Consider the following 14,566-nt stretch of genomic DNA (forward strand, 5'->3'; position numbering starts at 1 on the left):
GCAAGGAGTCCCCTCATCATGTTCTACAAGACCTCGACAGACATCACTGACGTCAACGCCTCTCTCCATGGCCTGCGCCCTGCCGCGAGCACCCGCCTGCGCCGTGGCATTGGCGCCGCCGCAGTGATGCTGGGCCTGCTGGGCCTCTCCCCGGCTCAGGCCTTCGACGAGATGAATACCGAGACAGGGACCAGCGGCGCGGCCTCTTCCCAGCATTCCTCGCAGGGCCAGCCAACGCCCAGCCACTCCAAGCGCACCGCGGACGACGCAGCTGACAACGGCGCGCACTATCAACAGAACGAACAGCCCGAGGCACGCCAGCAAGCCAAGGACAACGCCACCCGCCAGGTACAGAAAAGCCTCGATGGCGGCGAGATCGGCAGCCAGGGCGGCCGACACGCCAACACTGGCCAGGCCAAGCCGACCGAGAACTGGTTCGGCTGCCCGCCCTCCGGCAGCAGCAAGCAGAACGCCCAGTGCGACGGCAAGTGATCGCCAGCACGGAGCACTCGCCATAGGTACGATTGGCGCTGATGACGCAGGCCCCGCAACCCACGGTTGCGGGGCCTGCGTCGTTGCGCGCATATGCTTATGTGCATGGAAAGCAGCACTGCGTTGCCACTTCATGCAGCAACCCTGAATTATTTGAGAAAAAATCTCGCAAATTCAGTCAATTACATGCACAGGTTGTCAAAACGACAACACTCTCCTTCCAGCGTTCCGGCTTGTGACACCCAGGTGCGGCAGGCACGATATAGGGCATACAGATGATCCGTCGATCATTCATTCGGGCCACCGCACTGCGTCGATCTTCACCTCTTTGTGCACGCAGACGCTCAGGGCCTACGACCGGATACGACAGCGGAATGCTTTCCGCGGGAGACGTACTAGATGACAGATACCACCGCACTGTTCACCCCCCATGCCTTCGCCGGGCTTGAGCTCAGCAATCGCCTGGTGCTCGCCCCCATGACGCGTACCAGCGCGCAGGATGACGGCCAGGTGCACTTTGACATGGTCGATTACTATCGCGATTTCGCGCGGGGCAACTTCTCGCTGCTGATCACCGAAGGCATCTACACCGATGAAGCCTTCAGCCAGGGCTACGCCAACCAGCCGGGGCTGGCCAACCAGGCACAGCTGGACAGCTGGCGTCCGGTGGTCGACGCCGTGCATCAACAAGGTGGCCGTATCATCGCCCAGCTGATGCATGCCGGCGCCCAGACCCAGCACAACCGCTTCAAGGATGAGGTCGTCGCCCCCTCCGAGAGCCGCGCCAGTGGCGAGATGCTCAGCTTCTACGGTGGCTCCGGCCCCTTCCCGCTGGCCCGCGAGATCAGCGAAGCGGAGATCCATGACGCGATCGCCAGCTTTGCCACCAGCGCCCGTCGCGCCAAGGAAGCCGGCTTCGATGGTATCGAGCTGCATGGTGCCAACGGCTACCTGATCCACCAGTTCATCAGTGAGCGCTTCAATCAGCGTGACGATGCCTGGGGCGGCGACGCCATCGCGCGTCTGGCCTTCCCGCTGGCGGTCATCCGCAGCGTGCGTGAGGCGGTTGGCGCCGACTTCGCCATCGGCATGCGCCTGTCCCAGGGCACCGTGACCGAGCCGGAGCTCACCTGGCAGGGCGGCCCTGACAAGGCCCGCGAGCGCCTCGCCAAGCTGATGGAGGCCGGGCTGGATTTCCTGCACCTGACCGGCAGCGATGTCGATGCTCCCGCCTTCCCCGAGGCAGACGACGAGCGTGAGCGCAGCCTCAGCCTGACCGCACTGGCGGCACAGGTGCGCAGCGAGAAGGCTGCCGAGGTGAGCCTGATCACCAATGGCAATGTCGCCAGCGTCGCGAAGGCGCAGGCCGCCCTGCAGCACGCGGACCTGGTCGCCATCGGTCGCTCGGCGCTGGCCAATCATGACTGGCCCAAGCGCGTACAACGCGGCACCTGCCTCACCGAGTTCGACTTCTCGATGCTGTCGCCGCTGGCCACGCTGGCCAACGAGGAAGACTGGCGCATCGCCAATGACAAGCCTGCCAACTGCGAGGGTCGCTGCTGATAGCGGCTGACAGGCAAGATACAAGGAGCCCGCCAGTTCACTGGCAGGGCTCCTTGCATTGGGGCTGGCCTCTTCTCGACCTGACCTCAGATATACAGCCGCTGATCCCACTCAGGCCTTCAAAAGAGTTCCACTACTGAAGGCCAAGGCCGTCATGGCGGACATGCCGGCCTTTGTCATGCGTCCAGAATGTCTACCTGCAGCGACGCCTGCTTCGTCAGGACATCCCACCCGTGGCGATTGCTCATCATCGGTTTCTCTCAGCAGTGACGGATACTGTTGCGCCCACTCAGCCAACTCCTCAAGCCCTGTGGCAAGACTGACACTGGGGCGAAAGCCGGTCAGCCTCTCGAGTGTCGAGGTATCTGCCCAGGTACGCTCGACGTCCCCTGGCTGCATCGGCAGCAGACGCTTGCGAGCCGGGACACCCAGCGCTGCCTCGAGGCCATTGATGAAGTTCCCCAATGCGATGGGCTCGCCACGCCCGAGGTTCAGGACACGCGAGGGAGCGGCATTCATTTCCTGCGTCGGCGGCAGGAGCATAAGCCGGTAGATGCCCTCCACGATATCACTGACATGGGTGAAATCACGTGCCATCTGTCCATGGTTGTAGACATCGATCACCTCGTCGGCCAGCAGCTTGCGTGCGAAACGAAGTGGCGCCATGTCCGGGCGCCCGCGGGCGCCATAAACGGTAAAGAAGCGTAGCCCTGTTACCGGTAAACCATAGAGATGCGCGTAGCTGTAAGCCATCAATTCATTTGAGCGCTTCGTGGCAGCGTACAGCGAGAGCGGGCGTACACCCGCCTGGGATTCCTGCAGAGGCTGACGGGTATCATCCCCATAAACGGAGCTGCTGGAAGCATAGAGCAAATGGCTCGGGGCCTTGTCACGACAAGCCTCAAGAAGATTGACGAAGCCGACCAGGTTGCTGTCGACATAATCAAAAGGCTGAGTGATGGAGTGGCGCACCCCAGCCTGGGCCGCCAGATTGACGACGACATCAAACTCCTCTTCCTGCATCAATGTGCGAAGCGCCTCACGTTCGACAAGATCCAGCTTGACGAAGCGAAAGCTGCCCAGCCGGCGTGCATTCCCGGGGGCAGCAACGCACTGCCCGGCAAGTGCTTCGAGACGTGTCAGGCGGTGCTGCTTCAGCGCCAACGGATAGTAGGGGTTGAGATTGTCGAGACCGACGACCTGCAGGCCTTCCGTCAAGAGTCGCTCACACAGAGCAGCACCAATGAAACCTGCAGCCCCAGTTACCAGTATCTTCATGCTCATCGTTTCTCCTGAGCGGTCATGACCAACGCCGTTGGTGCTGATGAGGGGCCGCCCAATGCCGCTGCGGGTACCGTCAATAATCGGTGGCGTCCCTGATGAAAGACCGGCGTGGCATTGGCTCCATCGTCTACTGCCGCCTGACACCAATCACGCATGCCGGCCAGAGGGCCTCGCGTGTCGGGTAGACGCAGACATTTGTCAGCCTCGATTATCAGCCAGCCATCGGGATGCGCTGTCTGCCAGGAATCCAGCTGACTCGAATCGCGCTTCAACTGCTTCAGCGGTTGGGTCAGTCGCCCCAGAAATTGCCAGGTTGCCTGATAGTCCCAGCCAACGACGGCCACCTGCTGGCCTTCCTGTTGATAGTGCTGAACCCATTGAGCCAGGGCAGTCTGATCCAGACGTGGCCATAACGGACGCAATGTCAGGGCCAGCAAGCAGGTCACCAGCAACACGCTGCCCAGCGCCAGTCGCCGCTGAGCATTCAGCGCGCTATTGCCCAATGACTCAGCGGCAGGTGTTTGAGCCGTGATGGAGCGTCTCGCCTCATCCACGGAAGGCCATAGCCATACCATCAAGGCCAGCAAGCTAGCTCCCGCCATGAGACACGCAAGGCTTGCGTTGCCCGAAGCCACCAGCGCTGCGTTGGTCGGCAGAAATGAGGCATCAGTCAGCCAGCCTGCGGGCATGACGATGACCTCCAACGCCAGGCTTGTCAGTCCCAGGCCACCGCTGATCATTGCCAGCAGTTTCAGCGATGTGTGAGCCGGAGGCTGGCGCAGAGCAGCCCAGGCCAGCAGCAGACTCACCGGTACCAGTAGCGGCATCAGATAATGCACTTGCTTGCCGGAGATAAGTGAAAAGACCAGCAGTGCGCCCAGTGCCCAGAAGCGTCCCAGCTTCAGCAAGGGTTGCTCTGACGTTGGCCGCCGAGCAACCGAGGCCAGAAACCCCTCGATCAGCAATCGCGGGCGCAGGCTGAGCGGGAAGATCAACACCGCCAGCCACGGTAGATACCACCATGGCGGTCGAGCATGATCCTGCGCGGAGACGACGCGGTTTGCCGTCTGGCCCCAAAGCAGATCCTCGACATAGTCGGGAGGGCCAGTGATGACGGCGGGAAGCAACCAGATGCACAACACCGCGATGCCCAGCAGCAGGCTCAACACCCAACCGCGCCACTCACAGACCCACACCTCGCGGGCTTGTGCTTGCGTCCACCAGGGGCGCGAGCCGACCACCAACAGAAACCACAAGAGTGCGACCGGCCCTTTGGCCAGCAAGGCCAATCCCAGCCACACACCACTCTCGAGCACGACGCTCAGGCTGAACGGCTGCCCTCCCTGTGGTGTACACCAGGGCCGCAACGCGCCCAGTAGACACGTCGTCAACAGCACATCGAACATCAAGGCCTGGCTATAAAGCACCCACATCAGACAACCGGCGAGCATCCAACGCACCATGCGTACCCAAAGTTCATGTCTCTGCCGTTCGGCATCGGCCAGGCCAGTGGCCGGCCACAGGGTGCGGGCGACACGCCCTATCTGCCAGATACCCAGCAGACTGACCAGTGGCATCACCAATCTTGGCCAGACATCATTGACTCCGAAGACCACCCATCCGGCGTGAATCAACCAGAACAACAGTACCGGCTTGTCAGCGTAGGCCGCCCCGTTCATGGTCGAGACGTACCCACTGCCGGCATGCCACATCTCCCATGCCACCGAGACATAGCGAGTTTCATCGATGGGCAGATAGGGTCGTGCCAGCGCTGCTGACATCAGCAACACTCCCCATAGCGTCCAACATATTCGCTCGCTGGCATTCAGGTTGATCAACGAATGGGAGCCCCTTCCCACCAGGGATATCGCACTTGAAAGTTGCTTCTGACACTTCATGGCTGAACCTCCGGCATCAGAGTATGGCGCTGGGGAAGTCCGATCAGCTGTGCCGCTTCATTCGAGACCGAGGTCGGCGCCAGATACATCGGCGCAGCATCGGGATTGCCCTGACATTTCACGGCCGCGCTGCCAGGTAGCAGTACCCATTGCTCATCAGGCTCATTCAATGTGATGGCCTGTGCGCCATCCAGACAGGCATGCCGCTTGAGCTTGCGGGGTGTCAACAAGACCCAGCGGTTCTGCGGGGCCTCCTTCAGCCATGCATAGAGGCGCGAGAATTGGTCTTCCTCCGGCGTCTTGTAACCGAAGTGCCACAATGGCTGGCGCGCCTGCAGGATGTATTGCTCACGAAAGTCGGGAATGGCCAATGCCTGGTAATCGCTCTTCTCGGCAACCTGCGCCATCAGTACGGCAGGATTGCGAACCGGGTCCATCAATCGTGCCCCCCAGGTGCCCCACAGACTCCAGAACACCACGAGCCAAATCCCCAAGGCCAACAAGCCGTTCCGTGGTTTCAGCCAGGTACAGAGCGTGATACCGCTGACACCCAGCAGCCCCCACCACCCCCACGGCACCACCCCCTCCTTTTCGGCAAGCGTCGCCAATGCCGGGTACCCGAAGACACCGAGCAGTGCCGCGATCAGGAAGATGCCTGCCAGTCCGGCGCAAAGTGCAAACCCCAGCCAGGAGACATGAGGCTTACGTGACAACCCCGGCAACATGGGTGCCAGGCCGATCACCAACAGCGGCAGCGCCGGCAGGATATAGACTCCCCGCTTGCCTGGAGACAACGAGAAGAAGACCACCATCAATGCCGCACCCACCAGGGGCAGCCAGACTCGTAGATCGCGGCGCGAGAAGCGGCGAGCGAGTGCCTTCGGCCACGAGGGTAGCGTCAGCAGCAGCGGCATCCATGCCCAGGGAATCACACTGGTCAGGAAGTAATGCCAAGGCTTCAGATGATGCCAGCTGTCGGTGTATCGCTCAGCGGTCTGCTTGAGCAGGATGTTGTCGCGATAGGCGGCAAGCTCCGAATCGCCGGACACGAAGGACATCACCAGCATCGGCCCTACCCAGAGCAGCGGAGCCGCCAGCATCCAGCAGAGTCCGATCAACAGCTCGCGTGATGTCAGCTGCCCTGCGCAACGACCACTGCTGCGCCAAGTCGATGCGTGACGCGCAGCCATCAGCCAGAAAGGCAACATCAGCAACGGCAGGAACCCGACCCCCTTGGTGAGGATGCCAAGCCCCATCGCAAAGCAGCCGAGATAGAAATAGCGCACGCCATCATTGAGCAATGCATGCCGCAACAATCCCCAGCTACCCAGCAGGATGAAAGCCGTGACCAGCATGTCGATCTGAGCCGTACGAGCCTGCAAGATGAACTGCACTGACGCGAGCAACCACAGCCCGGCAATGAAGGCTGTGTGCCGGCCATGCAGGCGGCGAATCAGGTCCACGCTCAGCCCCAGAGTCGCGGCCCCGGCCACCAGCGATGGCAGGGCAAAGCCGATGCGGATATCCCCCACCAAGCCAGTGGACAAGGCACTGAGCCACATGAAGATCGGCGGCTTGTCGGGATAAAGCTCTCCCGCGCGGTGTGGCAACCACCAGTCCCCCGTGATCCACATCTCGAGACCATTGAGCGCGAAGCGTGGCTCATCGGCAGGCCACGGCATACGCATGCCAAGCCCGATGGCAGAGACAGATAGATACAACGCCCCCAGGACCCACCAGGGATGGCGGGAAAGTCTTCGGTACACACCGCCAGCTGGCGTCATTGCCTTCATGCGCCTGTCCCTTGGTGCTGAACGGGATTGGCATGGAGGTGTGCCACTTCAGTCTTGAGTCGGGCGTTTTCTATCTCCAGCGACGCGAGCCTGGCCTTCAGGGAGTCGTCAGTGCCCGATTCGCGTTCTTCCGTCTTGCCACAAGCGTGTTCGACGACAGTGGACTCCTGCGGTGCCTGGGACGACGCTTCGCTGCCAAGCGACGTGAGTGACCGGCGATCCCGCTTGATCAAGCTCAGATTACGCAGATAGATGAAAAGCCCTGCCCCCTGACCGGCAATGAATACCGGGTCCTCGCGATGGATGGCATACGCAAGCAGCGTCATGCCACCGGCAAGCGAGAACCACCAGAAGGCACGAGGAACGATGGAACGACGTGCCTTCTCACTGGCCAGCCACTGAATGATGAAACGCGCCGAGAACAGCGCCTGGCCTCCAAAACCGACAGCGACCCACCACGGACTGACATCCATCAGCAGGCACCCCGCGCCACGTCGGCCTGGTCCGGGTTGCTGTCACCTGCTGCTGCATCGTGACCATCAGCTTGATATCTAGAGGGGGAGTCAAACAGGCTTGTTGGCGCGAATGCAGAAGGCGTCGACACGGGCGTCCCCACCAACGGCAGCGAACCATGGTCGATGGCCTCACTGGCAGCATGGCCAAAGATATTCTCGAGCGGTGACGGTAGACGCGAGCGACGCACAAGCCACATCACTCCGACGATATCGGCAATACCGACCCAGAGCCGATCGAAGAAACCGTATTTGGATACTCCTGCCACTCGTTCGCGGTGAAGGACTGCCAATGACTGCACCTTGCCACCCTGAGCGCGAACCAACGCCGGAAGAAAACGATGCATGTGATCGAAATACGGCAGCCGAAGGAAGACGTCACGACGCATGACCTTGATTCCGCAGCCGGTATCTGGCGTGTCATCTTGCAGCAGCGCTTGTCGGATGGCATTGGCCAAGCGTGATGACACACGCTTGACGGCATCATCGCGGCGTTGCGTGCGATGACCAGCCACCAGGTCGAGCTTTTCGAGCGTTGCCAGTGACAACATGTCCGGCAAGTCCGCTGGATCATTCTGGCCATCGCCATCCAGGGTCGCCAACCATCGACCGCGCGCCAGCCGGGCAGCCTGCCACAGCGAAGTACTCTGTCCGAAACTGGTGCCGTGGTGATAGGGACGCAATCGTGAATCTTCCTGCGCAGCTTGCTTGAGCCAACTCCAACTGCCATCACTGGAACCATCATCCACCACGATGATCTCGTAGCGCTGCCCCGCAAGCGCCTCATGCACCTCGGCAATAAGGCCCGGCAAGTTGTCACGCTCATCACGAGCCGGTATCAACACCGAAACTCCTCCGCACAAGGGCTCCTCGCCCTGCGCCCAGGGGTGGTCTGGACCAGGCGATGTCATGGTGATCGCGGACTTCATGGAATAACTCCTGAGCAATGACTGGGCGTCGAGCAAGCCGGATAGATGTCAGATCCTGCAGCGATCGGAACCGGCAAGCTGTGCGTTTCTGGCAGAAAGTTTGCCCGCAAACTATTAAGACAGGCTTAAGTGAAGCGCGGATGACAACCGCCAATGCAAGAAGCCCCCGTCGCGCTGGGCGACGGGGGCTTCAATGCAAAGACATCATTGAGTCGAAGACTCTCTTGATACGGCTATGACAGACGCTTCACTTCCCTTGCCAGTGATCCCGCCCCCACTGCCGACGCTGGTCGGGCGTGAGATACGACCAGGCGACGAAGCGGCTGACCTTCTGCCCCTGGGACATCTCGATCACCCTGCCCTCGCTGGCGCCACTGTGCTTGAGGGCTTTCCTGATGCCGGTCAGGCTCGCCGAATGCGCGACCAGCGAGGTGAACCACAGGCACTGCGTGGCGACGTTGCGGCTCTCCTGGATCATGCGGGTGACGAAGGCTTCTTCCCCGCCCGGACACCAGAGCTCGGCCGCCTGACCCGCGAAATTCAGCGCAGGCGCAGTGCGTGAGCCACCCTTGCGTGAGGCATTGCCGCGCTGCTGGCGCGACTTGTCGAGCCCGCGCCATTTGCGCTGCGATTCCCGCGCCATATCGGCTTCGCTGGCATGGAACGGCGGATTGCACAGCACCAGATCAAAACACTCATCCGCGCCCCAGATCCCTGCGAAGTGGCGCGTGCGATCAGCCTGCAGACGCACCTCGATCTGGCCCTTGAGGCGCACATTGGCGCTTAGAATCGCGCGAGCCGAGTCGATCGCCTGCGCGCTGATATCACTGCCGACCATCTGCCAGCCAAAGCTGCGATTGCCCAGCAGGGGGTAGATGAGGTTGGCGCCGGTGCCGATATCCAGCGCGCGCACGTGCTCACCCGCCGGCAGCTGTCCGCCATTCGCCTCACTGATCAGGTCCGCCAGGTAATGCAGATAATCGGCACGCCCGGGGATGGGCGGGCACAGATAGCCGGCGGGGATGTCCCAATGGGCGATACCGTAATGGCGACTCAACAGGGCCCGATTGAGCGCCTTGACCGCCACGGGATCGGCGAAGTCGATGGACTCGCTGCCAGCGGGTGTCTTGATCACGAAGGCCGCCAGTGCTGGGCTCGCCTTGACCAGCGCGGCCATGTCATAGCGCCCACGGTGCGGGTTGCGGGGATGCAGCTGCCCCTTGCGAGCCGGAATCACCTTGATGGAAGGCGCCTTGATGGCAGGCGCTTTGACGGAAGGTGCCTTGGCCGCGCTGGACTTCGCGCGGGCGGCCGGATCACGACGGTCAGCCGGGGTGGCCTGCTGACGACTGTCAGACGAGTCGTGTCGGGAGGATGCGCCGGACTTGGCGAGGGAAGCACCGCGTGGGCGGCGCGAAGACGAGGACATGACGACATACCGGACAATGACAGGGGACGCCATCTTAACAGAGGGCGCCGATCAACACAGACCGCTGACGCTCAGGACGCTACCTATCAAGCCCCTAGCTATCAAGCCTCTAGCTATCAGGGTGGGCCGCTACTGCTCAGGACAGGTCGCTACCGATCAGCGCCGCGCGCGAGTTGGCACGCTGATCGACCCGACGTGTCTGGGCGCGACGTGCCGTGGCGCGCTCGATGCTCAGCGGACAATTGCTGCAATAGCCCAGACACTCGATGCGATAACGCACGCAGCACACCTTGCGCGGCGTATGCCGTTCGCCGTGGCGGTCCATCACGTCGCTGACCGGCTGATAGAGCGGATTGCGCCGCCCGTCGGCCAGAATTCTGGTCGCCATCAGCTGACGTGCCGGCGCCGCCTGCGCGACCCAGCCCTGCTCTTCCAGCATGCCGACGATATAGACGAAGTAATGCGCCGCGTTGCTCCAGAAGACCTTGGGCCCCAGCGCAGTGTGCGGCACGAGGCGCTCGATGACGGCCTCAAGATGCGCCAGGTAGCCCTGAAAGCGCGCTTGGAGGCGCGTCGCCTCATCGGCCGACTCGATCTCCGCCGGGAGGCTTGTGCCCTGCCCCGCCGCATCATCGAGTATCAGCTGCGTGACCACGCCATGCTCGCCAAGGCGCAGCGAAAGATGTCGCAGCTCCAGCGGCAGTTGATGATCCAGCAGCAGGTTGGCCGCCAGCGGCAGCGATACCATCGAGGACAACAGGTACTTGGACCACTGGGATAGCAGCGCCTGTTCATCGGGGGCGCTGTGGTGGGAGGCGGCGTCTGCCGGGCTGGCCTCGTACTGCATGCCATGCGCGGCGATGCACGCCGCCAGCCACCCGGGGCTGAGCACATCGCGCGCCGGCACGACACGCTGGAGCGACGCCTCATCATCTGCCTGCACCTGAGTGTAGGTAGTGATCAGGTCCCGATAGGCAACCATCGGACCGGCAAAGAGCGGGGAAAGCGCGTCGATCATCGGGAAGCTCGCAGACGTGAAGAAACAGACAGTGCCTCACATACTAACGAAAACTATTAGCATTTGCATATCAAAAAAGCATGATGAACCAGCAGGGCTTCCAATGGGCTTCCAGCTCGCTGCGTCGGGCTCGCCGGCACTCACAGCCTGCCATCTCGACACAGCCGACGACGCACCCAGGCATCGTAGACTCGCGTCAGCGCCGGCTCGATCAGCGGCCGCGTGATCAGCCACCCCAGCCAGGCAAGACCGGGGATGCGCGCAAGCAGCAGGCGATACGCTGGCATGCCCTCACAGATCTGCCCTTGCGCTGTCTCGACATGCAACGACAGCAATGCCTGCTTAAGGCCGATGCCGCGAGCGGCGAGATGCTCGGCGTTATCCGTCGCATCCCACCACTCCACGTTGGCGTCTTGGCGCGACAGCCGCTCGTAGCGGGCGCGTTCACGACGACACACCGGGCAGCGCGCGTCGTAGTAGATCCTGATGAGTGGCAAACCGTCACGCTGAGGTCGCTGGCTGGCGGTACCCGACATGCTGGCCTCCCTCTTGTGATGAATGTGCGCGGTACGCGTTCCTCAATGAGCGTTCAGAGCGACATCAGATCAGGACGCCGCGCCGATGCGGTCGGAATATTCCTTGTCTTCATAGCGATGCAGCGGCGCGTCCTCGGCACAGTCCGGGCTGGTCTGGAAGGTCTTGCGCACATCGAGTACACCCAGGCTCTGGATGGTGCGGCGCCCCAGCAGCACCGGGTAATTCATGCCATCACGATCGCGCAGACTGAACTGCTCCTCGTAGCGCTCGCCGCCCATGCACAGCGTCATCAGCACCACCGGGCGCGTATCGCGTCCGCCTGCGCCGGACACCGTCAGGTCGCGATACAGGGGGCGCTCGAAGGTGTTCTCAACCTTGTCACCCTTGGCTTCGTCCTCGACTTCCACATCGAAACGCACCCACTCCTCGTCATCACGCTCGAAGGTCTCGATATTCTCGGCATGCATCGAGGAGGTCAGCGCGCCGCTATCCAGCTTGGCCTTCACCATCACGCCCCACGGCTCGATGGTCGCCTTTTCCACCCAGCCGAAGACCTTGTCGTCTGCCGCCTGGGCCACGGCTGGCGCGGCGAGCGAGGCAATCAAGCCGACACCGGCGAATTGACGGGCGGCGCGCGCAAGGGATGTAGCAGCGTGTCTCGACATGGTGACTCCTGGGAAAAGTGGCGACATTGCAAGGGCAATGCCCGACATCCTTCACCATGGAGGCTTGCGCCAAGGTTAACAAGGCGTGAGAACACACCCTCGTCTGTCACCCTATCAGGCGAAAGCAACGGGCGGTTGCGAGCAGGCGATGACCAGCCACCCTTGATATGATGCACTGCCCCCACCAGCTATCAAGGAGGGCCGCGTCATCAGCGTACTGCTATCAGCGTATTGCTATCGGCGCACGGCCATCTGCGACATCCACTCGACGGGGGTCACCATGCAAGATCTATTACGTGAGTCACTTTCCCACTGGAGCCTGCTGCTGTGCTGGCTGTTGCTGATGGTACCGGCGCTGATCTGGGTCGTGCGTGACCTGACCACGAAGAATGCTCACCTGGCCCCGATGATGAAGTGGGTGTGGGGTCTGACCACGCTCTACTCCGGCGTCGTGGGCCTGCTGGTCTATCGCTTTGCCGGTCGTCGCCAGATCGCCGCCAACGGTGATGCCCGCAAGGGGCTGAGAAGCGTCGCGCACTGCTATTCAGGCTGCGGACTGGGGGAATTCGTCGGCGTCAGCCTGGCGGTGGGCCTGTTGGCCATGGGCAATATCTCCACCGCGATCATCACCTTCATCTTCGCTTACCTGTTCGGCTTCCTGCTGACGGTCGGCCCGATGCTGCAGGGCGGCAGTGATGACAAGCCGCAGGTAATTCGTGATGCCTTCAAGAGCGAGACGGCCTCCATCGTGGTGATGGAAGTGGTGGCGATCTCCGTGGACCTCTGGCTTGCGGGCGGCGCCGGCATGCACCAGCCGCTGTTCTGGAACTCGCTGATCATTTCCCTGAGTCTGGGGCTGCTCGCCGCCTGGCCCGTCAACGTCTGGCTGGTGAAGCACGGCGTCAAGGGTGGCATGGCGGACCCACGCGAGACGGACCCGCAAGCGCAGCATCACGCACATTGCTGAAGCGCGCGTACTGTCGATACGTGCAGAGTGTCGAGACATGAAAAAGCCCCGTCGGCATGCCGACGGGGCTTTTCTCTGACTGACCTCTCACACTGACATTCGCATCCCAGTCAGCGTGAAGCCGTCAGTCGCATCACGTTCAAGACGCTGACCTAGACGAACTCGCCGTTGTGATAGACCTGCTGCACGTCTTCACAATCGTCCAGCAGCTCGAGCATCTTGTTGAGCAGCTCGGCGTCATCGCCGCCGACTTCGGTATGGATCTGCGGAATGAAGCTGATCTCATCGACTTCGAAGTCGAGGTCTTCACCGTAGATGTCGGTCAGCGCACCCTTGGCCTTGAAGTACTCGGTCGTCGGCGCGAGAACCGTGATGATGCCTTCGTCGAGCTCGATGTCACTGACATCGACGTCGGCCTCCATCAGCGCTTCCAGGACCTTTTCCTCGTCCTCTTCCGCGCCCTTGAAGGCCAGGATGGCGCGGTGGTCGAACATGTGCGACACCGAACCCTGCGCGCCCAGCTTGCCCTTGCCCTTGTTGAAGCAGGTGCGGACTTCGCCGAAGGTGCGGTTGTTGTTGTCGGTCAGACAATCAACGATGACCATGACGTTGCCCGGACCAAAGCCTTCATAGCGCGCCAGAGCGAAGTCTTCGCCGCCGGTGCCCTTGGCCTTGTCGATCGCCTTGTCGATGACGTGAGTCGGCACCTGGTCCTTCTTGGCCTTCTCGATGAGACGACGCAGGCTCAGGTTGCCGCTGGGGTCGAGGCCACCGCTCTTGGCCGAGACGTAAATCTCGCGCCCGTAACGTGAATACACGCGTGCCTTGTTGAGAGAGGTACGCGCCATTGATTCTTTACGGTTCTGGAATGCTCTTCCCATGCAAGTCGACTCTTGTCCGCCTGAATTCAAATGCCCTTGCGACCATGTCGCGGGACCTGAAGCAGCATCGGCCTCCTGGCCAACACCGCAACGCTGTGACGAATAGTAACGCAGACAACGCCGTACGTCGCCATCCGTGCCGGGTCTTGCGCGTTGAGCGCAGCGCACCACGACGGGCAAGGCGACTCATGCATGCGGCTGACCGTCACAGACAGTTGGTCGGCTTGGGCAGCCCGGCGATGCGCGCGCCCACCTTGGGCGGACTGTCCGGGAACAGCCGCATCAGATGCAGCGAGCGGCCCTTGTCGGGGCCAAAGCGCTGGGTCATCGCCTTGCTCAGCGGGCGCATGGCCGGCGAGAGCGAGAAGCGCTGATAGAAGTCGCGCAACACCTCGATCACCTCCCAGTGCTCCGGCGTCAGTTCACGCCCCTCCTCGGCGGCCAGCATTTCCGCCAGCGCCGGGCTCCAGTCATCCAGATCGACCAGATAGCCTTCCGCATCCAGTCCGATATCACGCCCATCAAGCGTCAGTGTGCGCACCGTTTCACTACTGGCCATACAGATCCTGATTCACTGTCTTGCATGAAAATTGAAAGG

14 protein-coding genes are annotated in these 14,566 nt (G+C 61.9%); 3 read left to right on the forward strand and 11 right to left on the reverse strand.

Annotated elements, in window-relative coordinates:
- Positions 1-18 precede the first annotated feature (18 nt).
- Complete coding sequence (locus ACJJV2_RS11025) at positions 19-492, forward strand: hypothetical protein (RefSeq protein WP_405280811.1); 474 nt, start codon at positions 19-21, stop codon at positions 490-492.
- Positions 493-891: 399 nt separating this feature from the next.
- On the forward strand, positions 892-2,055 hold the full coding sequence (locus tag ACJJV2_RS11030) for an NADH:flavin oxidoreductase (RefSeq protein WP_405280814.1): 1,164 nt from the start codon (positions 892-894) through the stop codon (positions 2,053-2,055).
- Positions 2,056-2,166: 111 nt separating this feature from the next.
- On the opposite strand, the gene ACJJV2_RS11035 is transcribed toward ACJJV2_RS11030, so the two are convergent.
- The 9 genes from ACJJV2_RS11035 to ACJJV2_RS11075 form a co-directional block, all read right to left on the reverse strand.
- Complete coding sequence (locus ACJJV2_RS11035) at positions 2,167-3,333, reverse strand: NAD-dependent epimerase/dehydratase family protein (protein WP_405280817.1); 1,167 nt, start codon at positions 3,331-3,333, stop codon at positions 2,167-2,169.
- A gap of 2 nt (positions 3,334-3,335) precedes the next feature.
- The gene (locus ACJJV2_RS11040) at positions 3,336-5,120 is read right to left on the reverse strand and encodes an ArnT family glycosyltransferase (RefSeq protein ID WP_405280820.1); all 1,785 of its coding nucleotides are present in this window, start codon (positions 5,118-5,120) and stop codon (positions 3,336-3,338) included.
- 113 nt (positions 5,121-5,233) lie between these two features.
- Complete coding sequence (locus ACJJV2_RS11045; protein ID WP_405280823.1) at positions 5,234-6,925, reverse strand: ArnT family glycosyltransferase; 1,692 nt, start codon at positions 6,923-6,925, stop codon at positions 5,234-5,236.
- 101 nt (positions 6,926-7,026) lie between these two features.
- Entirely contained in the window at positions 7,027-7,503 is a 477-nt protein-coding gene (locus ACJJV2_RS11050) for a lipid-A-disaccharide synthase N-terminal domain-containing protein (protein ID WP_404326417.1), read from the reverse strand.
- Positions 7,503-8,471 (reverse strand): glycosyltransferase family 2 protein, encoded by a 969-nt coding sequence (locus ACJJV2_RS11055; protein ID WP_405280827.1) that lies wholly within the window; start codon positions 8,469-8,471, stop codon positions 7,503-7,505. Before ACJJV2_RS11055 ends, ACJJV2_RS11050 begins: the two co-directional genes overlap by 1 nt.
- A gap of 247 nt (positions 8,472-8,718) precedes the next feature.
- Positions 8,719-9,900, reverse strand: coding sequence for a 23S rRNA (adenine(1618)-N(6))-methyltransferase RlmF (rlmF, locus tag ACJJV2_RS11060; protein ID WP_405280830.1), 1,182 nt, complete (start codon positions 9,898-9,900; stop codon positions 8,719-8,721).
- A 136-nt stretch (positions 9,901-10,036) separates the two neighbouring features.
- Complete coding sequence (gene fhuF, locus ACJJV2_RS11065; protein WP_405280833.1) at positions 10,037-10,918, reverse strand: siderophore-iron reductase FhuF; 882 nt, start codon at positions 10,916-10,918, stop codon at positions 10,037-10,039.
- A gap of 140 nt (positions 10,919-11,058) precedes the next feature.
- Positions 11,059-11,454, reverse strand: a complete 396-nt coding sequence (locus tag ACJJV2_RS11070; protein ID WP_405280836.1) for a thiol-disulfide oxidoreductase DCC family protein — start codon at positions 11,452-11,454, stop codon at positions 11,059-11,061.
- A 69-nt stretch (positions 11,455-11,523) separates the two neighbouring features.
- Positions 11,524-12,120: a RimK/LysX family protein gene (locus tag ACJJV2_RS11075; protein WP_052384744.1), complete on the reverse strand. Its 597-nt coding sequence runs from the start codon at positions 12,118-12,120 to the stop codon at positions 11,524-11,526.
- 280 nt (positions 12,121-12,400) lie between these two features.
- Between ACJJV2_RS11075 and ACJJV2_RS11080 the strand changes: the two genes are divergently transcribed.
- Positions 12,401-13,087, forward strand: a complete 687-nt coding sequence (locus tag ACJJV2_RS11080; RefSeq protein WP_153635435.1) for a DUF4396 domain-containing protein — start codon at positions 12,401-12,403, stop codon at positions 13,085-13,087.
- A 152-nt stretch (positions 13,088-13,239) separates the two neighbouring features.
- Here the strand turns inward: ACJJV2_RS11080 and ACJJV2_RS11085 are convergent, their stop codons facing one another.
- Both ACJJV2_RS11085 and ACJJV2_RS11090 read right to left on the reverse strand, forming a co-directional pair.
- Positions 13,240-13,968, reverse strand: a complete 729-nt coding sequence (locus tag ACJJV2_RS11085) for a YebC/PmpR family DNA-binding transcriptional regulator (protein ID WP_107335157.1) — start codon at positions 13,966-13,968, stop codon at positions 13,240-13,242.
- Positions 13,969-14,173: 205 nt separating this feature from the next.
- A complete protein-coding gene (locus ACJJV2_RS11090; RefSeq protein ID WP_166019546.1) occupies positions 14,174-14,527 on the reverse strand; it encodes a TusE/DsrC/DsvC family sulfur relay protein in 354 nt (117 codons plus the stop codon).
- Between the last annotated feature and the right edge of the window lie 39 nt (positions 14,528-14,566).

It is taken from the genome of Cobetia sp. Ld8 (genome assembly GCF_045066615.1).
In the GTDB taxonomy this organism is placed as follows: domain Bacteria; phylum Pseudomonadota; class Gammaproteobacteria; order Pseudomonadales; family Halomonadaceae; genus Cobetia; species Cobetia amphilecti.